General features: G+C 68.1%; 20 protein-coding genes and 2 pseudogenes. 6 read left to right on the top strand and 16 right to left on the bottom strand.

Translation table 11 applies throughout. The annotated features are described in order from the left end of the window. Nucleotides 1-3: 3 nt before the first annotated feature. The 6 genes from ABH937_RS37045 to ABH937_RS37020 all read right to left on the bottom strand — a co-directional run bounded on the left by ABH937_RS37045 (nt 4) and on the right by ABH937_RS37020 (nt 5,143). Nucleotides 4-186, bottom strand: a complete 183-nt coding sequence (locus ABH937_RS37045; protein WP_370220767.1) for a hypothetical protein — start codon at nt 184-186, stop codon at nt 4-6. 64 nt (nt 187-250) lie between these two features. After that, a complete protein-coding gene (locus ABH937_RS37040; RefSeq protein ID WP_370220766.1) occupies nt 251-955 on the bottom strand; it encodes a helix-turn-helix domain containing protein in 705 nt (234 codons plus the stop codon). Next, nucleotides 952-3,177, bottom strand: a complete 2,226-nt coding sequence (locus ABH937_RS37035) for a hypothetical protein (RefSeq protein ID WP_370220765.1) — start codon at nt 3,175-3,177, stop codon at nt 952-954. Before ABH937_RS37035 ends, ABH937_RS37040 begins: the two co-directional genes overlap by 4 nt. A 7-nt stretch (nt 3,178-3,184) precedes the next feature. Then, nucleotides 3,185-3,514 (bottom strand): helix-turn-helix transcriptional regulator, encoded by a 330-nt coding sequence (locus tag ABH937_RS37030; RefSeq protein ID WP_280694890.1) that lies wholly within the window; start codon nt 3,512-3,514, stop codon nt 3,185-3,187. Between the two features lie 563 nt (nt 3,515-4,077). Continuing rightward, complete coding sequence (locus ABH937_RS37025) at nt 4,078-4,410, bottom strand: DUF6204 family protein (protein ID WP_370220764.1); 333 nt, start codon at nt 4,408-4,410, stop codon at nt 4,078-4,080. Beyond that, nucleotides 4,403-5,143, bottom strand: coding sequence for a TetR/AcrR family transcriptional regulator C-terminal domain-containing protein (locus tag ABH937_RS37020; RefSeq protein WP_370220763.1), 741 nt, complete (start codon nt 5,141-5,143; stop codon nt 4,403-4,405). The genes ABH937_RS37025 and ABH937_RS37020 overlap by 8 nt, the downstream gene beginning before the upstream one ends. A gap of 97 nt (nt 5,144-5,240) precedes the next feature. Between ABH937_RS37020 and ABH937_RS37015 the strand changes: the two genes are divergently transcribed. After that, nucleotides 5,241-6,791, top strand: a complete 1,551-nt coding sequence (locus tag ABH937_RS37015) for an MFS transporter (protein WP_280694892.1) — start codon at nt 5,241-5,243, stop codon at nt 6,789-6,791. A 54-nt stretch (nt 6,792-6,845) separates the two neighbouring features. After that, nucleotides 6,846-7,889 carry an IS630 family transposase gene (locus tag ABH937_RS37010; protein ID WP_280694893.1) on the top strand — a complete coding sequence of 348 codons (1,044 nt, stop codon included), beginning with the start codon at nt 6,846-6,848 and terminating at the stop codon, nt 7,887-7,889. A 12-nt stretch (nt 7,890-7,901) separates the two neighbouring features. Here ABH937_RS37010 and ABH937_RS37005 read toward each other — a convergent pair whose 3' ends face one another. Continuing rightward, entirely contained in the window at nt 7,902-9,086 is a 1,185-nt protein-coding gene (locus ABH937_RS37005; protein ID WP_280694894.1) for a hypothetical protein, read from the bottom strand. A gap of 176 nt (nt 9,087-9,262) precedes the next feature. Here ABH937_RS37005 and ABH937_RS37000 point away from each other — a divergent pair, with 176 nt between their 5' ends. After that, nucleotides 9,263-9,826 carry a hypothetical protein gene (locus ABH937_RS37000; RefSeq protein WP_280694895.1) on the top strand — a complete coding sequence of 188 codons (564 nt, stop codon included), beginning with the start codon at nt 9,263-9,265 and terminating at the stop codon, nt 9,824-9,826. 299 nt (nt 9,827-10,125) lie between these two features. Here the strand turns inward: ABH937_RS37000 and ABH937_RS36995 are convergent, their stop codons facing one another. From ABH937_RS36995 to ABH937_RS36965, 7 genes and pseudogenes are all read right to left on the bottom strand, one after another. Beyond that, nucleotides 10,126-10,479, bottom strand: a complete 354-nt coding sequence (locus ABH937_RS36995) for a hypothetical protein (protein ID WP_280694896.1) — start codon at nt 10,477-10,479, stop codon at nt 10,126-10,128. Between the two features lie 141 nt (nt 10,480-10,620). Beyond that, complete coding sequence (locus tag ABH937_RS36990) at nt 10,621-10,920, bottom strand: hypothetical protein (RefSeq protein ID WP_280694897.1); 300 nt, start codon at nt 10,918-10,920, stop codon at nt 10,621-10,623. A gap of 63 nt (nt 10,921-10,983) precedes the next feature. Continuing rightward, a protein-coding gene (locus tag ABH937_RS36985; protein WP_370220762.1) for an IS5 family transposase occupies nt 10,984-11,858 on the bottom strand; the annotation gives its coding sequence in 2 pieces (ribosomal slippage) (nt 10,984-11,511 and nt 11,514-11,858; 873 coding nt in all). Nucleotides 11,859-11,865: 7 nt separating this feature from the next. Then, complete coding sequence (locus ABH937_RS36980) at nt 11,866-12,171, bottom strand: DnaB-like helicase C-terminal domain-containing protein (RefSeq protein WP_280694899.1); 306 nt, start codon at nt 12,169-12,171, stop codon at nt 11,866-11,868. Nucleotides 12,172-12,585: 414 nt separating this feature from the next. Then, nucleotides 12,586-12,975: pseudogene (locus ABH937_RS36975) on the bottom strand (type II toxin-antitoxin system prevent-host-death family antitoxin); the annotation flags it as partial. 485 nt (nt 12,976-13,460) lie between these two features. Next, entirely contained in the window at nt 13,461-14,417 is a 957-nt protein-coding gene (locus ABH937_RS36970; RefSeq protein WP_280694900.1) for a hypothetical protein, read from the bottom strand. A gap of 160 nt (nt 14,418-14,577) precedes the next feature. Beyond that, a complete protein-coding gene (locus ABH937_RS36965) occupies nt 14,578-15,369 on the bottom strand; it encodes a hypothetical protein (RefSeq protein ID WP_370220761.1) in 792 nt (263 codons plus the stop codon). 399 nt (nt 15,370-15,768) lie between these two features. On the opposite strand from ABH937_RS36965, the gene ABH937_RS36960 reads away from it, so the two are divergent. Together ABH937_RS36960 and ABH937_RS36955 are read left to right on the top strand one after the other, a co-directional pair. Continuing rightward, the gene (locus ABH937_RS36960) at nt 15,769-16,170 is read left to right on the top strand and encodes a hypothetical protein (RefSeq protein ID WP_280694902.1); all 402 of its coding nucleotides are present in this window, start codon (nt 15,769-15,771) and stop codon (nt 16,168-16,170) included. Next, nucleotides 16,076-16,822 carry a hypothetical protein gene (locus ABH937_RS36955; RefSeq protein WP_370147052.1) on the top strand — a complete coding sequence of 249 codons (747 nt, stop codon included), beginning with the start codon at nt 16,076-16,078 and terminating at the stop codon, nt 16,820-16,822. Before ABH937_RS36960 ends, ABH937_RS36955 begins: the two co-directional genes overlap by 95 nt. Here the strand turns inward: ABH937_RS36955 and ABH937_RS36950 are convergent. Further along, on the bottom strand, nt 16,710-17,675 hold the full coding sequence (locus ABH937_RS36950) for a ChaN family lipoprotein (RefSeq protein WP_370220760.1): 966 nt from the start codon (nt 17,673-17,675) through the stop codon (nt 16,710-16,712). The two genes, ABH937_RS36955 and ABH937_RS36950, sit on opposite strands and share 113 nt — an antisense overlap. Beyond that, nucleotides 17,579-18,460 (bottom strand): hypothetical protein, encoded by an 882-nt coding sequence (locus ABH937_RS36945; protein WP_280694904.1) that lies wholly within the window; start codon nt 18,458-18,460, stop codon nt 17,579-17,581. Before ABH937_RS36945 ends, ABH937_RS36950 begins: the two co-directional genes overlap by 97 nt. Nucleotides 18,461-18,641: 181 nt before the next feature. On the opposite strand from ABH937_RS36945, the pseudogene ABH937_RS36940 reads away from it, so the two are divergent. Beyond that, nucleotides 18,642-18,938 (top strand): annotated as a pseudogene (locus ABH937_RS36940) (integrase core domain-containing protein); the annotation flags it as partial. Nucleotides 18,939-19,333 lie beyond the last annotated feature (395 nt).

The following is a 19,333-nucleotide window of genomic DNA, read 5'->3' as shown; positions in this document are numbered from 1 at the left end:
GGGCTACAGGCCGGCGAGTACGTCATCGATCAGGTCGTCCCACCGCGCGCTGGCGGCACGCAGGTCGACCAACCAGTCAGGCCAGTGCGGTGAGGTTCGGGCCGTGCGGAGCGCGGCCATACGGGCCTCGAGGCGGTCGAGTTCCGGTTGGACGTCGGCAAACGTCATGCTCACGGTGTCTTCCACAGCGGTACTGCTCGGGGTTAGTGAAGGTGGTGGCAGGCCTCAGCCCACCACCACCGGGTTACTCCTACTGGCCGGGCGGCACCCAGGCCCGGACCTCCAGGTAGGCGATGTCGGCGTCCTCGACGGCGCGGCCGGTCTCCACCAGCCACGACCTCATCGCCTCGGTGACGTCGCCGTGGTGGTCGGCGACCCGCTGGGACCACTCGGCGGCGTCGAACCCGCCCGTGGAGCTGGAGCCGTAGGTGCGCTCCTCGGTGCCGTCCGAACGCGGGATGAACCCGCGGCGCAGCCCGCCGGAGTCCTTCTCCGACCCCGCCGAGTAGACGTACTGGTCGGTCTTCATCCGGACCGTGAAGGCGAGCCGTCCGCCGGCCTGCCCGGTCTCGTGGACCACCGGGGCGAGGTGCGCAGCACCGGACCTGATCGCCTGCTTCCCGGCCCGGCCGGCCATGCTGCCGCCCGCCTCGCCGACGGTGTCCTTGCCCCGCACCCTCGCCTTCTGGCCGGTCCTGGTGCGTCGGCGGGTGGTGTTCGCCCCCGCGACGGCGGACAGCGCCTCCTCGTCACGCTCACCGCCGCGCACCGCCCGCACCAGCTGGCGCAGCGCGCCGACCATCGACGCGCCCTTGCCCTTGGTGAAGAACTGGCTGACCAGGCTGGCGTCGCGGCCGAGCATCTTCGCGACCTGCCGCTTGGTGTAGCCCTGGTCGATCAGCTCCTGGGTCAGCCTCGCGGCCTCGTTCGGGTTGTTCGGGTCGGCCGGGCTCACTGCTGCTCAGCTCCCTTCGCGGTGGCGGCGAGTTCGGCGCGGCCCAGGCCGCGCAGCTTCAGGTACTGTTCCTGGCTCCTCGGGTGCTCGATGGGGCCGGTCAGGTGGCCCTTGAGCAGGTAGTCACCCGGCTCGCCCCGATACGGCCAGGGCTGGCGCTCCGTCAGGCCGATGCCGTCCGTGCCGAAGTACAGGATCGTGCCCGCCCGCGCGTGGAGGGCACCGGCGACGCCGATGACCTCCTTGCCCTGCCGGTACTGCGTGTGCAGCAGCGCCACCCGGGCCCCCGACCAGACGTAGGCCGGCCACTCGGGGTGTGCGTACGGGTCGCGGGAGAACCCGGCCTGCCGCTGCCAGGTCACCACCGTCTCGTCCTGGCCGAGGATCTCCACCCCGGCCGGCAGCGCCTCACCGACCGGCGTGGTACCGGAGACCAGGCGCGGACGCTGCGCGAACCCACCCAGACCGAATAGCAGCACACTGCGGACCGCGCGGGAGGCGAGGTAGGCGGCGGTGCGCTGCCGCTCGTCGCCGTGCATCCGGGAGAGGTTCGTCAGGTCCGCCCACGCGGCCTTCAACCGCTTGCCCCACTCATCCAGCGGCTTGCCGTCCTCGAAGAGCAGACCGCCGAGGATCTCGATCCGCCACGGCGCGACGTGGTTCGACAGGGCGAGGTGGACCTCCGCACCGCCAGCCCACGTGGTGAACGTCGCGCCGGGCTCGGATGGGTAGACCCAGGCACGGTCTCCGGACACCGGAGCGGGCAGCAGACCGACGTGGTCCCAGCCCTGAGGGACGGTCACCTTGATGTTCCAGTGCGAGCAGGACATCAGGGCCTTGGTCTGTTCCTGCTCAGTCATCGCGGCGAAGGTACGCGCGGTGATGCGGCGGGGCGTGCCGACCGGGGACTTCCACAGGTGCTTCGCGTAGGCGAAGGTCCTGTCGTACTCGACCAGCGCCGGGAGCTGCTCCGGCACGCGCGGCGGCAGGATCAGCTCGGTGCGGCCCTGGCCGCCGGTCGCGTGCAGCAGGCCGCGCAGCTCCTCGGACAGGACTGGGTAGCCGCCGGCCCACTTGCCGGTGGTGGGGATGGTGCGCGACCACAGGTCCCGGCCGGTCTGCGACGGCGAGCCCATGAGGACCGCGTCGTCGAAGTGCCGGCGCAGCGCCTGCCACAGCAGCGTGAACGCCTGACGGCACGTCACCACGTCCTGGCCGTCCGGGTCGAACCACTCCCCCATGGACCGGATCTCCGTGACCGGCCCATCCGGGGAAGCGGCGGGCGCGTAGCGGCCCACCGGCTGGCGCTGGTGGACGAAGTGCCCGGCCAGCTTGTCCCGGCCCGAGCCGACCGCCGTCGTCCACCGCTCGGAGGGCGTGTTCAGCCAGGCGGCGACCGCGTCCTTCAGCGTGCTGTACCGCTCGGCGCCGTCATGCCAGGGGGCGCCGGCGGTGATGTAGATCCGCTCCGCGGCGGGCGCGGTCGCGAGGACGGCGTCCAGGATCTCTCCCGGGGTGCGGGCGCCGAGGTCGAGCCGTACGGTCTGGTCGCGCACCGCCAGTACACCGGCCGCCGCGTCCAGGAACACCGTGCTGCGGGCCTGCTGGGTGAACTTCGGCCGGGTGGAGACCAAGCCGGTCGTCACGGCCTCGAACCGGGCACCGGCCGGGCCCTCCGGGAGGGTGGGCAGCTCACGCGGACCGGCCTCGACTACCGGACGATGCACGGCAGCGACCGAGACAACCGACTCGACCGGCGCAGCAACGGCGGCAGCCGCGGCGGGGGCGGGGTGCTCGGCGACGGCCTGGTCCTCGACCTCGGCCGGAGCCGGCTGCTCGACCACGGCAGCGGCCCGGCTCAGCGCCGGAGCGATGGCGACGGCGGGCTCGGCGACCGGCGCGGGCACGTCCGGCGGTGCCGGCGCCTGGACGGGCGCGGCAGCCACCTGGTCGTCGGCCTTTCCTGCGCGGACGGTGGCCGGCGTCGGGTCGAGCAGCGGGGCGATCCGCACGACGTCGGCCAGCGTCAGCCCGGACGCCTTGGCGATCGGCGTGGCCTGCGCGCCCTCGTACCCCGCCAGGCCAGCCACGCGGCGCGCGCGCTGGGAGTTGAGCTTGTCCAGCTCCTTCCGCGCGGTGGCGACGACCTTCTCGGCGGCCGTGATCTCGGTGCGCAGCTCGCGCAGACCGGCGAGCTCAGCGGTGTACGCCTTACGGTCCATCAGGGCGTCACTCCCCTTCCGTGGCGTCGGCGGCGGTGTCGAGGGGGCGGGCCTGGCGGGCGAGGGTGAGCCAACCATCCGAGCCCTGCGTGCCATGGATGTCGGCCAGGCCCGCAAGCAGGAAGGCATACGCACCGCGCTTGGGGGCCCGCGGCTGGGCGGTGCCAGCCTCCCACTTCGCGAACGTCTCCCGCCGGGTCCCCAGAGCCTCGGCCACCTCGACCTGGGTCAAGCCGGCGGCCTTGCGCAACCGCTCCCGCTCAACCGGTTCCGGCAGGTCACCGCCGTCCCTGGCCTTGGCCAGCAGTGCATCCACCGCCGCGAAAATCTCAGACATCACATACCTCCTATCCAGGAAGGTAGCACAGAGCACCGCCCTAAAGGCAACATTTTTGATCGCACAAACATCTCACTCATGACCGCATATGGTACTCACAGCCTCCGACTGTCTGGCAGGCCTGGCGCCGTAGTGGGCGTGGGGGCTGTGGCGGCCCGTCAAACCCGCCCGGCAAACGGTCAAGATCTCCCGTCGGGCCAGGACCGCGAGCCACAGCAGGCACGGACATGCCGGTGGCCACCATCCCTGGGATGGTGGCCACCGGTTCGCCGCGCGGCTGTGCGCCGCCGTCTAGTGCAGCGCCGCGTTAATTCGTTGAGGTGTCGGTGAGTCAGGCGGCCGGGTCGAAGTACAGGCGGCCGTTGTGGTGGCGAGGCAGCATGTTGTCCTCGTGGGGGTCGCGGCTCGACGCACACGCAGATGGTGCTGCATCGTCCCGCAGGACTCTTTGGCACGCAAACCGCGCTGCCCCGCATCCGACTCCTGTCGTGATCACCGCCTGCCAGATCACAACTCTGACCGGGTGGCGAGCCGTGACCGCGAGAGGATGAGACAGAGGTCGGTCAGCGTCGGGGGCGCCGGATTTTCATGTCGCCGAGGCTGGTGGCGGTGCCGCGCAGCGTGCTGTGGCGGATTCCGCGGTTGGCCAGGTCGGCAGCTGCCCTGTCGCAGGCCCGTTGGACCGCCGCGGCGTCATCGGCGTCGGCGGGTTGCCGGACGACGCAGCGGAACGTGAAGTTGCGTGGCGGCACCTCGTAGATGAGGGTTCCCTCGTCGGTCAACGTGGCATTGAGGATGTCGTGTTCGGCGGCGATCTCGATGAGTGCGGCACGTTGAGCCTCGTCGAGGTTGGCGAACGTGCCGCGGACGATGACGCGGTAGGTGCGGTCACTCACGTGTCGGGGGCTTCCTTTCAGGGGGGACGGGTTCAGCTGTCGGGTGTGCGTGGTTCTCGGCGAGCAGGGCTGCCAGACCATCGAGGAGACGTTCGAGGCCGAAGGCGAAGCGGTCCTCCATGGACGGGGCGGTGAGGTCGTCGGCCAGGGCGACGAGGTTCGGGAAGGTCGCTTCCGGCAGTCCGCGCAGTCGGTCGGCCGCCACCTGGGCTACCTCGGAACGGCTGGCGCCCTCGGTCTCGGATGCGGAGATGGGCGCCTGTTCCTGGAGCACGAAGCCCTGGACGAAGGCACCGAGAAGGTAGTTGGCCAGGGCGGCATCGGCGTCGGAGAATCCGGCTTCCCGCAGCCGGTCCAATTGCTCCTCCATGAGACGCAGCAGGTTCGGGCCGAGTGCGAGCCGCCCTGCGACTACCTTGGCGGAGTCGCGTTTGGCCAGCAGGTGCCGTCGGTAGCGCAGCGAGTACTCGCGGAGCTGCTCCCGCCAGTCACCCCGCCTGGGCGGCGGCTCGGCATCAGCCATGAGCTCGTCGGTGAGCAGGTCCAGCAGTTGTTCCTTGTTGGGGACGTGCCAGTACAGGGAGGCTGCTCTCACCCCCAGTTCGGCGGCGACCTTGCGCATCGACAGCCCGGCAATGCCCTCGCGTTCCAGCACCCGCAGAGCCGCTGCGACGAGCGTCTGACGGGTCAGTCCCGGCTGCGCAGGGCTCTCGGCTGCGCTGTCGTCTGCCACCGGCCACCTCCGTCCAAAGAAAACCAGTTTGCAATCTAACACCGTTAGATGGATTCTGGCGATGCAGGACGATCAACTAACACCGTTAGGGAGAGTGATGGGGGAGTTCACGTCCAGGCGCAAGGGGCTCGTGCTTGCCGCATTGTGCGCCACGATGTTCATGGCGATGCTCGACAACATCATCGTCAACAACGCCCTGCCCCGCATCGGGCAACAGCTGCACGCCGGTGTCAGCGGACTCCAGTGGGTGGTCGAGGGCTACAGCCTGGTTTACGCCGCCCTCCTGCTCACCGGCGGCACACTCGGCGACCGGTACGGCCGCAAACGGATCTTCCTTAGCGGACTGGCGCTGTTCACGGCAGGATCGGCGGCGGCGGCACTGTCCGGGTCGATCGGCCTGCTGATCGCCGCACGGATGCTGCAAGGACTCGGCGCGGCACTGCTCACGCCGGGCAGTCTGTCGATTCTGCGGCACGTCTTCACCGACGAGAAGGAGCGGGCCCGGGCTGTCGGGCTCTGGTCCGGCGTCTCCGCCGTGGGCCTGGCGATCGGCCCGGTCCTGGGCGGGCCGATGGTGGACGCGTTCGGATGGGCCAGCGTGTTCTGGATCAACGTTCCGATCGGAGCGGCAGGGCTGCTGCTTGCCGCCCGGGTACTCCCGGAGTTCGCAGGCCAGGCCCGGCGAGTGGACCTTCCCGGCCAGTTGCTCTCTGCACTGGGCTTCGGCGCCCTGGTCTACGCACTCATCGAAGGACCGGCCCGCGGCTGGACCGACACCCGCGTCCTGGCCTTCGCAGCGGCGGCGGCAGTAGCCTTGCTGGCCTTCGTCGCGGTCGAGCTCCGCACCACGGACCCCATGCTCGACCTGAGCTTCTTCCGGGACCCGGTGCTCAGCGGGGCCGCGTTGAGCGGATTCATGGTCAGCTTCGGCGTCTTCGGTGCGTCGTTCTTCCTGCCGTTGCTCATGCAGGATGTGTTGGGCTGGGCACCGTCGAACGCGGGGGTGGCGGGGCTGCCCATGACCGCGGTGATCGTTGTCGCCGCGCCGCTCTCCGGCACACTCACCGCGCGCTACGGTCCCCGGATTCTTTTGGTGACCGGCCTGGCCCTGTGTGCCGTGGCTCTCGGCGGTCTCTCCTTCTACGGTGAGCACGCCCGCTACCCGCAATACCTGTGGGTGTTGCTCACGATGGGAATCGGCATGGGGATGACCTTCACGCCGGTGTCCATCATGGTCATGCAGCGCGTCCCTCTCACCCAGGCAGGTATGGCCTCTGCGACCCTCAACATGCTGCGCGAGATCGGCGGTGTCGTCGGCGTCGCAGCCCTGGGAGCCGTCCTCACGAGCCGCCTGGCCGCCACATTGACCGGATCGCTCGATCGGCTCGACGTTCCCCCCGGCACCCGCCACAACATCGCCGACTCGGTCGCCGGCACGGGAGCAGACAGAACCCTAGTCCTGCCCGCACCCGTCCATGACGCCGTGAACACCGCGTTCATCGAAGGGCTCCATCTGGCACTGCGCTGCGGCGGCGCGGCCATGGCCACCGCAGCTGTGCTCGTAGCTGTCCTCCTCCGCTCGGCATCGGGCCAGGCCACCGCGCCCGCCGGCGAACCGACACAGCAAGACGAACCGGCCTACCAGTAAGAGGAGGACAAGCGAGGGATGGGGATGGGGCGGGCGACGGCGGTGGCCGTGGTGTTGGACGAGGCCACCCGCAGGTGGTTGGAGCGGACCGCCGCGTCCGCATCCGGGCAGGTCCGGCAGGTACTACGGGCCAGGATCGTGCTGGGCGCGGCGGAGGAACTGACGAACGGCCAGATCGCTGTTGCCTGCGCCACCAGCGTGAACACGGTGCGCAAGTGGCGTGGCCGTTTCGCGCTCCACGGGCTGCCGGGGCTGGGTGACGCTCACCGCCCGGGGCGCCCGAAGCTCTATGGGCCCCAAGCGCGCGTCCAGATCGTGGCCACAGCCACCAGTGCGCCGCCATACCCGGAGTCGACCTGGTCCCACCGGCGGATCGCCGGGCGTCTGGCGGACCTCGGGATCTCCAGCTCTCAGGTCGGGCGGATCCTGAACGACCTGGACATCCGCCCGCATCGGGTCCGCGGCTGGCTCACTCGCCGCGACGACCCCGCGTTTTGGGAGCGGGCCATCGACGTGTGCGGCTTGTACCTGGCGCCTCCGCCTGGCACCATGCAAATCTCGATCGACGAGAAGACCTCCGTCCAGGCCAAATCCCGCAAATACGCCGGCCAGAGCGCCGCCGTGGGCCGGGCCGCACGCCAGGAGTTCGAGTACGTCCGCCACGGCACCGTCTCGATCATCGCCGCGATGGACGTCGACACCGGCCAGGTCATCACCCAGCCGATAGCCCGCAACAACGCGGTGACCTTCGTCGAGTTCCTCGGCAGGCTCGACGCGGCCATCGACCCGGCCAAAGAGATCCATCTCGTGCTCGAGAACGGCTCAAGTCATACCGCGAAACACACGAAAGCCTGGTTCCAGGCCCATCCGCGCTGGCATCTCCACCGGACGCCGCCGCATGCCTCCTGGCTCAACATGATCGAGATCTGGTTCTCCACCCTGACCAAACGCGTGCTGCGCTACGGCGACTTCCCCAGCCGCAGCGACCTCATTGACAAGATCGAAGCTTTCACGATTCTGCACAACGAGACCGCCAAGCCCTACCGATGGACGTACGACGGCTCCCCGCTCAAGGCAACTTGCCCCTCAACGAATTAACGCGGCGCTGCACTAGGTTCGAGCGGCCTGGATCGCTTCCTGGAGGATGGCGAAGGCCTGCTCGGCATGCGCCCGCACGCTGTCCCAGGCGGTGGCGAAGTCGTTGATGGGGAACGTGAGGCCGAGGTCCTCATGTGCCTGGAGCAGGTCGGGCGCTGGCTTCGTGTGAATGGTGGAGTTCCGCAGGAGGCGGATCTGGTCCAGGGTGTGCACGGCGTCGTGGACGACGGCCCGGTCGATGGCGGGGAGCGTGTCGACCAGGTGCTGTTCGAGTCGGCCAAGGGCGTGCGAGGGGTTCTTGCCGGGCACCTTGAGCTTCCCGAGGAGCTCGGCCAGGACGGTCACGCCAGCGTGGAAGTCGGCCTCGCTGGCCACGGGCAGGGCGAGCAGGCTAGAGCGGTCCATCGGCGGTCGCTCCACCAGGGAGGCACCGGCGACCAGTTCGTAGGTGACGTCCAAGAAGTTGGCCGCGCGCAGCAGAGCCCGGGGCTCCCCGTACGGCAGGGTGGCCAGCGGTTCGGGCTGGGTGAGGGCAGCGGCGACGGCCGCAAGGTAGGCGTCGGTGGTGTGGAAGTCGGCCGCGGTGAGGTAGCCCAGGGCGCCGTTGCCGGTGTCCGTGGCGGCCGCGCGGGAGAAGCTGAGGCCCGGCCACTCGTGTTCGGCCACGGCAGTGGCCCAGGGTACGTAGAAGGTGCCGCCGTCGTCGCCGCTGCGCTGGACGGCTTCGGTGAGGTTCATGTTGAGGTTGAGCACCTCGAAGGGGTGCCGGAGGATCTCCTCCTGCGCCTTCGTCAGGGCGCGCATGTAGGCGAGCAACGCGCGGGTGACCCCTACCGATACGTCCTCGTGGACGTGGTGAAGACCAGCGACGGTCAGCCACACCTCGGCTTCGGGCGGAATCCGCGTCCCCTGGTGGTGCCAACCGACAGCGCCGTACCCGGTGGCCGTCAGATGGCGCCCGACGGTCGGGAAGCTGTGCAGCACGGCTGCGGCATTGTGACCGGCATTGCCCATGACGTACCCGACGTAGGAATAGACCGGGAATCGCTTGCCGTGCTCGAACTGCCTCCAGATCGTGTTGACCAGAAGGGACTGCGGTTCGTCCAGGGGATCCAGCAGGCTGCTCAACACCATCTCCAGCGCGCTCATCAGGATGGGCGCCCTCGCCCCGTCCGAGGCGCGCCCGGGAGCGCCCATCCTCCTCCTGAACTCGGCCCCGGCACGCATGGTTTTACCCCGTAGCGCCAGACCGGGCGGCCGGGGATCAGGGGGTATCGCCGACCCAGTCCCAGCGAAGAGGATGCTGGGCCCGGGGCTCGTAGTGCGCCCACCCGGGCCGTGCCGCCCGGGTCGAGTTCCACCCCATCGCCGAAGTGGCGCAGCAGTACACCTACCGGCGCTGCGGCAGCAGCAACACGCTGGAGCAACCGCGGTGGAAGCCGGTCCGCAACGAGCCCACCTGGTTCTACGAACTGCATCCGGCGATCACCGAGTTGATCGCCGACGACGGCAACTACGGCCTGCTCGCCACCCAGTTCCTCCGTTCCAAGGCATGGGCCGGCGCCTGCCCGGTCACCGAGGAGTTCGAGCTGGTCCAAAACGGCAAAGCCGTCGTGGAGTTCGACTTCGCCGCGGCGACCGTCGAGGGACTCTTCCTGGGCGAGTCCAAGAAGAGCGACTACCTCGCCGACTCCGCGAAAGCGACCCTCACCGAACTCAACAAGCTCCTGAACGGATGCCGCACACTCGGCGCGACGCACCTGGTCCTGGCCACCCCCAAGAACGCCTGGAAGCAGGCGACCATCGACGCCATCGACAAGCAACTCCAAGGCGACGCAGCACACGGCGTCAGCAGCCCCCAAGTACTCCTCCTGACAGGCCTGGGCACCGACCCGAAGATCCTCACCCTCGACGGCAAGCCGTTCACCATGGGCTGAACCAGCCCCCTGCGAGCACCCGAGCCGAGTCAGCCGAACCAACGGCAGCCCGAGGACAAGCACACCAGCAGCCGACATGAGAAGGGATCCAGGTGATCGTCCTGCCTTCAAGATCAACAGCGTTGAGGCGATCCCATCCTCATATCTGCCGGTTTTCGCAACTGAACTGAACAGAAGTCCCAGATTCTGCAAAGCCACAGGCTGCAGGCCATGAAGAGTCAATCACGGCAGCAAAGCCGCAGGTCAGACAGCCAAGATCTGAAGTCCCAGATTCTGCAAGTCCAATGGTCAACACATGATCAATCAACAAGATCTTTCAAATCAGCCGGGACGGAGCAGTTGAAGGATTCGGTGGGTTCGGGCGGGTCGGTGATGCGGGCGTGGGCGAAGTCAGCGCACAGTGGGATCGTGACTAGGGGGTCGAAGTCCCGTTCGGTGATTGTGAGTTCGGCGTTGTTGTCTGTGCGGGTGATGGTGAGGGTGACGTCTGCGCCGAGGGCGTGGATGGTGGTGGTCTCGGCGGTGTCCAGGGCGGCGAGGATGGGAAGTTTGTGGTGGCGCGCGAGTTGGACCAGGTCCTGGATCGCGGTGGTGATGCGCGGACCGGAGAGTGGCAGGTTGGCGTCTGCGGCGGTTTGCAGGCGGTCGACCACTACCAGGGCCAGGTGCTCGATGTAGGGGATGGTGTCGGCGATCGCCTGGGTGTCCAGGCCGGTGCCGTCGTCGATGTGTAGGGGGGCGTTGGACAGGCGGTGTTTGGTGGCGGCTACTAGGCCGTGTTTCAGAAGTGATCTTCAGTCGCCAACGAAGATGAGGTAGCGGTGCGGCTTGTGCTCAAGCTGCTCGGCCAGAGCAAGCACTTCTGCTGCTGCCTCGGCTTCAGGGGCTGAGGCGCTGTCGATCAGTGCCCGCAGCTCAGGGACCAGGAGCCGCATCTGTGACTTGTTGAACCAGGTGTCGTCGTAGGCGTCGACGTAGCCGAGCAGCGGCAAAGCCAAGCTCTCGGCTTGCTGGCACAGATCCCCGATCGCCGGGTGGGTGCAGGTTGCCAGGGTCTCTCCGGTGTAGGTCCGCACGCTCACGCTGATCGGCATGCCGCCACCGTAGTGCTGACTATGCGGGCCAGCGACATCGTTTTCCGCAGGGCGGCCGGCTGGTCACAGCCACTCGTTGATGACCGCGATGGTGACCGTGGCCTCGTAGCGGACTGCCAGCTTGTCGTACCTCGTGGCCACAGCCCGGTGGCGTTTCAGGCGGTTGATCCCGCACTCGACTGCATGGCGCTCGCGGTAGTCGACCTTGTCGAATTTCGGCGGACGGCCGCCGCGGGCGCCCAGCTTCGTGCGGTTGCGGATCTGGTCGGCCTTCTCCGGGATCGTGCAGCGGATTCCGCGTTTACGCAGGTACTCGCGGTTGCCGCGGGAGCCGTAGGCCTTGTCTGCCCGCACGCGGCTGGGGCGGCAGCGTGGTCTGCCGACGCCCAGGCGGGGTACCCGGATGCGCTCCAGGATCGGCTGGAACTGAGGGCTGTCATGTCGCTGCCCGGCGGTCACGACGAAGGAGAGCGGCTTCTGCCCTTGTTCGACGGCGAGGTGCACCTTCGTGGTCAGTCCGCCGCGCGAGCGTCCCAGCGCGTGATCGGCAGGTTCGACGACTACCCCGCCCGGTTTGTCCCGCTGCAGTTCCCCTTTTTGCGAGCGCCGGCAGCGTGCTGGTGCGCTCTCGCAATGGTGGAGTCCACGCTGACATCCCAGGTGATAAGGCCTTTTGCGTCGGCCTCTGCCTGCAGCTGGGTGAGGATCCGGGTCCAGGTGCCATCGCGCTGCCAGCGCCGGAAGAGTCCGTAGACCGTCTCCCACTCGCCATAGCGGACTGGAACGTCGCGCCAGGGCGCACCTGTCCGGGTCCGCCAGCGTATGCCGTTGATCAGTTGCCGCTTGGACCAGACCGGAGGCCGCCCCGGCTTCTTGCCAGTCGGCAGCAGCGGCTCCAGCCTGGCCCATTGCTCATTCGTCAGATCTCCACGCCCCACGAGTGGATCATGGCAAACCTTGATCCACTTTTGAAACGGACCCTAGATCGTGTTCGGCTGGGGTGAGGGTGTTCGCGCGTAGGCGGCGGTAGTCGACGGGGGTGTGGGCGGCGGTGATTCGGGCGGCGATGTCGGTGCGGGTCAGGCCTGATGCGGCGTAGAGGACGGGTTGGTTGAGGTCGAGCGCGACGGCGCGCGCTGCGCTGGCCACTAGCAGGCTGGTGCCGGCGCCGGGGGCTCCGGCTACCAGGTATAGGCGGCCGGGCTGCAGGCCTCCGAGTGCTTCGTCCAGGGTGGCGATTCCGGTTGGCACGCCGGGGAGTGGGGGTGGGGTTAGGACGTCGTGTATGGCCTGTGCCAGTCCGGTTAGCGGGCGGCGGGGTGGTGCGGGGTCTGTGGTGGCTGGTGTGGCCGGTGTGGGGTTGGGCGTGGTGTGCTCGGTGGGGGGCGTGGGGGTTGGGCTGGTCAGCTGTGGGGTGGGGGGTGGTGTCTTGGCGGTGGAAGGGGGTGCTGGGGAAGGGAGCGGGTCTGAGGCGGCGTTGGCGGGGGCCGGAGTCGTGGGGAAGTTGTGGGGGGTTGCGGGAGTGGCGGGGTGCGGTTGTGCTGGGGGTGCCGGGCTGGTGGCCGGGGCGGGTGTGGTGTTGGTGGCGGGGGTGGTCTCCTGGGCCGGTTTCCCGGCTGCGGGTTGGGGGGCGGTGGGGGGCTGGGTGAAGGCGGCTGTGGGGAGCAGTACGGCGACTCTGGTGGAGTGGCGGCGCAGGACCTGTGGTGTTCCGTTGGCGGCTGCCGTGACCAGGTCGCCGAGCTTGGCGCGGGCCTCGGCGATCCCGAATACCGGCACTTGCGCGATGTCGTAGGTGGCGGCGTCGGATGCGTTCAGGGCTGTGAGGATGGCTGTGTGCGGGCCCCGGGCGATGACTGTACTGACGCCGGCTTGGGCGGTTTTGACGAGGCTGGGTAGGGTTTTGCGCGCGTTGTCGACGCCTACTACGTCCGTTGACAGCGCACGCGCGGCTCCGGTGTCGGTGGCGGTCGGCGGAACTGACGGCGCGGCGGGCGCGGTGAGTGTGTCGCTGGCCGGCTGCGGTGTGGTCGGCGGTGCGGGATCGGCGGGCATCCATGGCCTCCTCAGCGGCGGGGCACTGCGTGGCCCTGCGGGGCGGGGCCGTTCGCCAAGTGCGTAACGTGAAACGTAATGGAAGTCGCGCACGGCGTGAGGAAGTGCGTAAGGAAGTGTTGTTGAGGGGGCGGGCCATGGTGTACGAGCGAGGCGGTTGGGCGGTTGGGCGACATGGAATTGGCGGTAGGGGCGGCATGGAGTGGCGTTGGGTGGCGTCAGGGGTGTGACAGCGGGAAGGGGGTGTCAGGGCGGGGTCAGATCGCTGGTTCGTAGCCGGGTGGGCGGTCGATGCGTAGTGCGAGGCTGAGGTGTGGGCATCGGTGCTGAGGTGGTCCTGCCTGTAACGTCCGCGGTTAGGAGGCCGGCGGAGGGGCGGGGTCTGCGGCCGCGGGGTCGTCCTGCGCAGGTGGCTGCTCTGTCGTCAGTGCCACCTTGTTCGTGTGCCGGAGGTGACCTGTTGGGTGTCCTGGGCAGTCAGGCGGTCAGTCCCGATCGGTGCAGGTCATGTCAAGATCTGTGAGGATTTCCTCTACCTCGCTCCCTGTGCGCGACACCAGTTGGGTGATGAGGTAGGAGATCTGGTTGACCGCCTCGATCAGGATCTCTCGCTCGGTGCGGCCTCCGCCGATGGTGAGGGTGTCGATCTCCTGCTCCAGCTCTTGCTGGAGGGAGTTGGCCGGACGGTGGCAGCGGGTCTCCCAGAGCGTTCTGGCAAGGTCGACGGCTGCTCGGGCGGCCCAGCCGTTGCTGAGTGGGCCGCGTCCGGTCGCTGTGGTGGTGTTCTCCACTCGTGACCACCAGGCTCCGGCGACGGCCGAGGCCTCGCGGATCACGCTCTCGCCGGCGCCAACGCGCGTGGGGACGCCGATCTCACGGTTGATCCGCGCGTTGACTTCGCGGTGGGTGCTGCCTGTCGCTGTGGCGATCTGGTGGACGAGCCGAGTGAGCCTGCGCTGCGGGTCGGGCCCGTGGTTGATCTGGTCGAGGAGCATCGGCTGGCGGTCCTCATAGGGGTCGTAGCAGTCGTATTCGCTGTCGCAGCCGCAGGCGATGAGGATTTCCGGGACGGGGATCCGGCCGCATGACGAGCACAGGTAGCTGTCGCAGTTGGCACAGATCATCGACGCGCTGTCAGTCGTGCTGAGGCCTGCTTGCTCCATGGATGTGCACTGGCCGGTACAAGGGCGCGGCTCTCGGGGGGTCGGGGGGAGGTGCAGGCCGGGTTCTGCGGCGGTACGGCGGGCAGGCTCTTCGTCGCGCCGTCGCCGGGCTTCCAAGCACATGGCCCATTCCGCGTCGTTGAGGTGGCTGCGGCAGGCGCGGACGACGGGCAGGTCGTCGTAGCCCTGCGGCCATTGCGCTCGGTTGCGTCGGCAGCGCTTTCGGGTCGTGACGCTGAAGTGGGTACAGAGCCCGTCGGTCGGCCCAGTCGAGGTCATGGGGAATCCTGTCGCGGTTTTCGTTGCGGGTTGGGGGGGTGATCGGCCGTCAGGCGCAGCTGTCGAAACCGCAGACGTAGGGGGTGTCAGTGGTGTGCCAGGGCAGGGTGAGGAACTCGGCGGTGTCCCAGGTGGTGAGGGCGGCGGTGCGGGTGTGGTATCAGCCCAGGCGCTCGATGCGGTAGGTGTCTTCGTAGTCCAGCAGGAGGTAGCCGACGAGTTGCTGGACCTCGCGGCCGGGTAGCGCGTCGGGCGTGGCGGTGGCTTTGACGTCGATGAGGGTGCGGTCGGCGATCCAGTCGGCGTCGGCGCCCTCGACGTCGGCACTGCCGGCGAACAGCGGTGCCAGCACGACCTGTTCGGGTGTGGTGGCCGCGCGTACCGTGGCCAGTCCGGTCTCGGCCGCGCCTGTCATGGCGGTCAGGTCGGTGACGGCATAGTTGGGCACCTGGTGGAGCAGGTCCTCCAGGGTCAGGCCCTCTTCTGCGCGCCCCAGTGTGGTGGTGGGCCAGAGCTGCCCGCTGCGGTAGACCTCCTCGTAGAGGGCTGCTGTGTAGCAGGCGCGGGCGAGGCGATCCTCGACCTCGGGGGTACACAGGAGGGGGCGGGTGCGGTCGTCCAGGCGGTGGGTAGTGATGAGGTGGTCGATCTCTGCCAGCAAGTCGTGTCCGAGGCGGTGCAGCACCGTGCGCCACTGGCCGGCCAGTTCGATCCCGGCGGCCACCGAGCGGTCACGCGCGTTGAGGGCACGCAGGGCAAACCGCAGGCGGTGGTCCACAGCGGATCCCAGTGTTCCCCAGTCCGGCGCTGCCTGCCCGGTCGGCGGCGCAGGGCGCTGCGTGGGGATGTGGGGGCGGCGGGTGCGCGAGCGGTATGAGGCGCGCAGGGTCGCGATGCCGGGCAGTTCGTCTGCCAGGAAAGTGTTCAGCGGTGAGGTCTTGTCGGCGATCATCGAGGTCAGGCTCATCCGGGGGTGCTGCTTTCGTCGATGTGGTGCAGGGGGCGGGCAGTGGCGGCTTGGCCGCTACCGCCGTGACGGGTAGGGGGCTTACCGCTGCTGGTGGGTGGATTGCAGCGCCGTCACGATAGGCGGCTGGCAACGGTGCGGCGGCGTTTCATCGGGTGGATGTCGCTCGATGTGCTGAAGTCCTTTGCGTAGCCGAAGAAGTGACTTGTAGTCAACATGTAGAGGGAGTATCCCCCGGCTCTCAGGGGCCCTGTGCTTCGGGCGGGTGCATGGGCGGCCAAAACGTGTGCAGAGAGCGGGTGGCGCCCGTGGCGACAGTGCGGCGACGATGACAGCGACAGTGTCCCCAACCGCCGCGACCCGGACTTCAACCTCCAGGCAGCCTTGGAGAAAGCTGCCCAGTGGCAGGAGGAGGAGTGGGAGGCGTTCCGCAAGGGGGAGGCGGCGCAGTGGGCCAACTGGGCCGAGCTGACCGCCGACGAACTTCGCCTGGTGACGCGCCCGGACCGCAATAACATGCTCCGCGTGCTGTCCGCCGATGCCCTTCGCGGCTTGGAGGCGAAGCTCACCGCAGCCGACATGGACGCGATCCGGGCCGCGAGCCGCGAGCACTACACGGCGATCGGCTACGGCGGTAAGACACCGACCTCGGCCGCTGGTATCGCGTGGCTGGACAATAACGTCGAGTGCGATGACGCCTCCAGGCGGGTCGTGGTGGCTGGCCCTGCTGCCGGCCGAGCGCCTGGCCGAGCTGATCGAGCCGCTGGACGACGACACCACCCGTAAGCTCAGCGAGGTCCTCGCCAAGAAGCAGCAGGCGGCGGTGAACGAGGCCAACAAGCGGGCCGCGATGAGCGAGGAGGACCGCAAGGCCCACGACGCGTTCAACTCGCAGGTGGACCCCGAGAAGGCGAAGGGCGTCAGCCCGGTGTGGAAGGTCGATGCCTTCCGGTGGTCCAAGAACAACCGGTGGGGCGGCACGAAGTGGCGCGTGGACCAGTTCCCGCCGAACTACGCGTTCACGGACCTCTCCGACCGCTCGGAGGACTGGTACGCGCCGTTCGACGGGCCGAACTGGGAGCGGTGCCTGAAGGACAAGGGCACCGCCGAATGGGTCAGCTGGCCGTATGACCCGCGCAGCGGTCTGCATATCCGCTCGCAGTACGTCAGCGAAGCAGCCCAGCACGGAGCCTCCGCCGACCACCGTGGCCGACGGGGGCTCCGTCGTACCCGGAGGTGCCTACTCCTGGGCGGCGGCGCCGGTCACGCGGACGTAGTCGCGCATCCGGCGGCACGGCTCCACGCGGAGCGGCGACAGTGGATGATCACAGCCTTGGCGAGTGGGTCGGAGGGCCCGTCATGGGCGAGGGGTGTCGTATGGGTGGGGGTGGTTTGGTTCGCTCGGCTTGTTGCTGTTCATGATCATTCCTCGTGTTGAGCTGGGTGACGCGTTCGCCTAGTTGCTCGACCCCGCTGAAGGTGCTGTGCGCTGGCCCGCCTACTAGGGCTGGTGCAGTGCCGGGGTTTGCGTGTTGTGGGTGCTGCTGGTGGGTGGTGATGCGGGCATGTTGGGGTTGGGGACCGCGGCGCTCGGGCTTCTCGACGTGGAGGCGCAGTCCGCTGTTGTCTCCCAGGAGCCGTATCTGGTCTTTGTCAGGGTGGCTTGAAGGCCGGCCCTTCACGCAGGGAACCGGTTTTCCGTAGTGCTGGGTGAGCATTTCGGCGAGTCCGGGTATGCCGGGACCCAGCCGGTCACCTGGACTCGGGCTTAGCTTTCCGTCGAGGCGGCCGACCGTCTTGTTCTGGGGCATGGTGTGGGTGTGAGCGGAGCCCGCGAGGACGACGGCCTTCTCGCCAGGCAAACGTCCCTGATCACCCACGATGGCGTTGAACCAGGCACGGTTGGCGTTGCGGACCCGCAGCTCGCCATCCTGGTCCTCGGAGTTGACCTGTTCGTCAGCGGTGCGCTCGTCGACGGAGCGGATGCGCATCCCGTGCGCGTGTGCTTGTTTGACGATGGTGGTGAAGGGACGCTCGTCGGTCTGCTCGAAATGACGTACGTCCAACATTTTGAGTCTGAATTCGAGAGCCCGACTCATCTGCCCCGTGGCGCAGTAGCGGTCCAGATCCCGTTGGTCGTGGCGCTCGAAGGCCTCCATGTAGACGGTTGTGACGCCGGCGTCCTTCAGGTCTTTCATGTGCCGGGCCGGCCACCGGTGCGCGCTGCCGTCTTCGTCTCCGTGCGTCTCTCCGAAGATCGCGATGTCGCTGTCCTGGAATACGGCCGCCATGGCTTGTCGCGGGGTGCCGGCGTCGCGGATCTCCTGGGCAAGGTCTCCTGGCGCTCCCGCGGGAAGATCTGGTCGACCTGGTCGAAGTCGAACACGAGGGCAGCGCGCATGGATTGGGCACTGTAGACCTCACGGCTGACGTCGGTCGTGCGGTCAAGATAGTCGCGGTACTCGGGTGTGGCCAGGGTGTCGATGACGTCGACGAGGTGGTGGACCGGGAATGCGGACGGCTCCTCGAACGTGCCGCCCTTATCCAGGATGTGGGCACCGGCGAGCCCGACCATCCCCTCCGCGAAAGTACGGTTCTCAGAAACGATCTCCTCGAAGTCCTGGGGCAGGAAGATCCGCAGAGTTTCGTCATCCCAAGCCCCCGCCTTCAGGACGTTTTCTTCTCCACTGCTCTGAAAATCATGATACAGCGCGGTCTGGAGGTCTCTGTCGGTTGGCGATTTGGTGCGGAGAAATTGCTCGCTCAGACCGGACAACTCACTGAATTCACCGATTTTCTCCGGGTTCGCGAGCAACGCTTCTTGGGCTGATTCGTACTGTTCGTCCAGCTGTCCCCGGAGGTACCCGCCCAGTTCCTCCTGCTGCTGCATCAAGGTGTGGATCGGGACCTTGGTGAAGTCCAGGATGTAGGCGGCAGCAGGGCGCGACGGTGCCAGCGGACTTGCTATCGGATCCGGTTCTCGTGGTGTGCTCATGGTGGAAGAGTCCTGTGTGCATCGGGGCAGTGGTGGCGTGATCGCATTCCCGCCGTAGGGTGCCAGCTTTTCCAGTGCCACGGGTACGGGAGAACTCCTGAAATCGCTGCGTTCTTCGTGCCCAGCCTCGATCATTCACGTGCGCGCGCCGGCGTGAGGGGGTTGGCTGGCGTGTCCGGTTCCTGATGGTCCGTTCCGTGGGCTGATCATCGCGGGTCAGGCCGGTGGGCCGCGTGTCGTCGCGGGTGTCGTCGGCGTCCACAAGCAGTTCACCGGCCGCTTCACCCGGCCCCGCCCCGCCGAGGTCCTCCTCGAACGGGTCTGCCGGGAGAACGGAGTCAGCACCAAGCTGACCAAGCCGTACTCGCCGACCATCACCGGGAAGATCGAACGCTGGCACCGCACCCTGCGTGGTGAACTGCTGGACGGCTGCGGGCCCTTCGCCAGCCTGCCCGCCGCCCAGGCCGCCATCAGCGAGTGGGTCCACACCTACAACCACGCACGGCCCCACCAGCCGCTGGACATGGCCACCCCCGCCACACTCTTCCGCCCCAACCCGCAGCCCGAGCCAGTCAAGGTCGTGGCCACTCAGCGATCGACGGCGGCATCCAAGCCTCAGAACACCGAGACCCCAGAGGTCCTGCTGGCGCCCTCGGCCGGTGCCGTGGAGTTCGACACCGTGATCTCCGCCAGCGGCCAGCTCAACGTCATCCCCTCCGTGCAGCGCATCCGCCTGGGAGCCGAGCGCGCGGGCCTGCGGGAAGCGTCAAGCAAGTCCTGAGACCTCACACCACAGACCAAGGCGCCCACCCCGGAGCAGGTGGCGAAGCTGACGAAACAAGAGGTCTCGCGGTCCTGGTGAAGTTCCCCCGTTGATCTGGACAGCTTGATACTGGGACGGTTGGGTCCCGGAGGAAGCAGTCCAGGTAGTGAGTGGCAAGAGCAACATGAGCA

Origin of the sequence: Kitasatospora sp. GAS1066B (assembly GCF_041262605.1) — a bacterium.
Taxonomy (GTDB): domain Bacteria; phylum Actinomycetota; class Actinomycetes; order Streptomycetales; family Streptomycetaceae; genus Kitasatospora.
This window is presented reverse-complemented; position numbering and strand designations above follow the sequence as displayed.

What these genes read in the sequence shown, in the direction of transcription:
- ABH937_RS37035 (WP_370220765.1), bottom strand. Translation starts at nt 3,177, where the DNA reads ATGGACCGTAAGGCGTACACCGCTGAGCTCGCCGGTCTGCGCGAGCTG.
- ABH937_RS37030 (WP_280694890.1), bottom strand. Translation starts at nt 3,514, where the DNA reads ATGTCTGAGATTTTCGCGGCGGTGGATGCACTGCTGGCCAAGGCCAGG.
- ABH937_RS37015 (WP_280694892.1), top strand. Translation starts at nt 5,241, where the DNA reads ATGGGGGAGTTCACGTCCAGGCGCAAGGGGCTCGTGCTTGCCGCATTG.
- ABH937_RS37005 (WP_280694894.1), bottom strand. Translation starts at nt 9,086, where the DNA reads ATGGGCGCTCCCGGGCGCGCCTCGGACGGGGCGAGGGCGCCCATCCTG.
- ABH937_RS36990 (WP_280694897.1), bottom strand. Translation starts at nt 10,920, where the DNA reads ATGCCGATCAGCGTGAGCGTGCGGACCTACACCGGAGAGACCCTGGCA.
- ABH937_RS36970 (WP_280694900.1), bottom strand. Translation starts at nt 14,417, where the DNA reads ATGACCTCGACTGGGCCGACCGACGGGCTCTGTACCCACTTCAGCGTC.
- ABH937_RS36965 (WP_370220761.1), bottom strand. Translation starts at nt 15,369, where the DNA reads ATGATCGCCGACAAGACCTCACCGCTGAACACTTTCCTGGCAGACGAA.
- ABH937_RS36955 (WP_370147052.1), top strand. Translation starts at nt 16,076, where the DNA reads ATGACGCCTCCAGGCGGGTCGTGGTGGCTGGCCCTGCTGCCGGCCGAG.
- ABH937_RS36950 (WP_370220760.1), bottom strand. Translation starts at nt 17,675, where the DNA reads ATGGCGGCCGTATTCCAGGACAGCGACATCGCGATCTTCGGAGAGACG.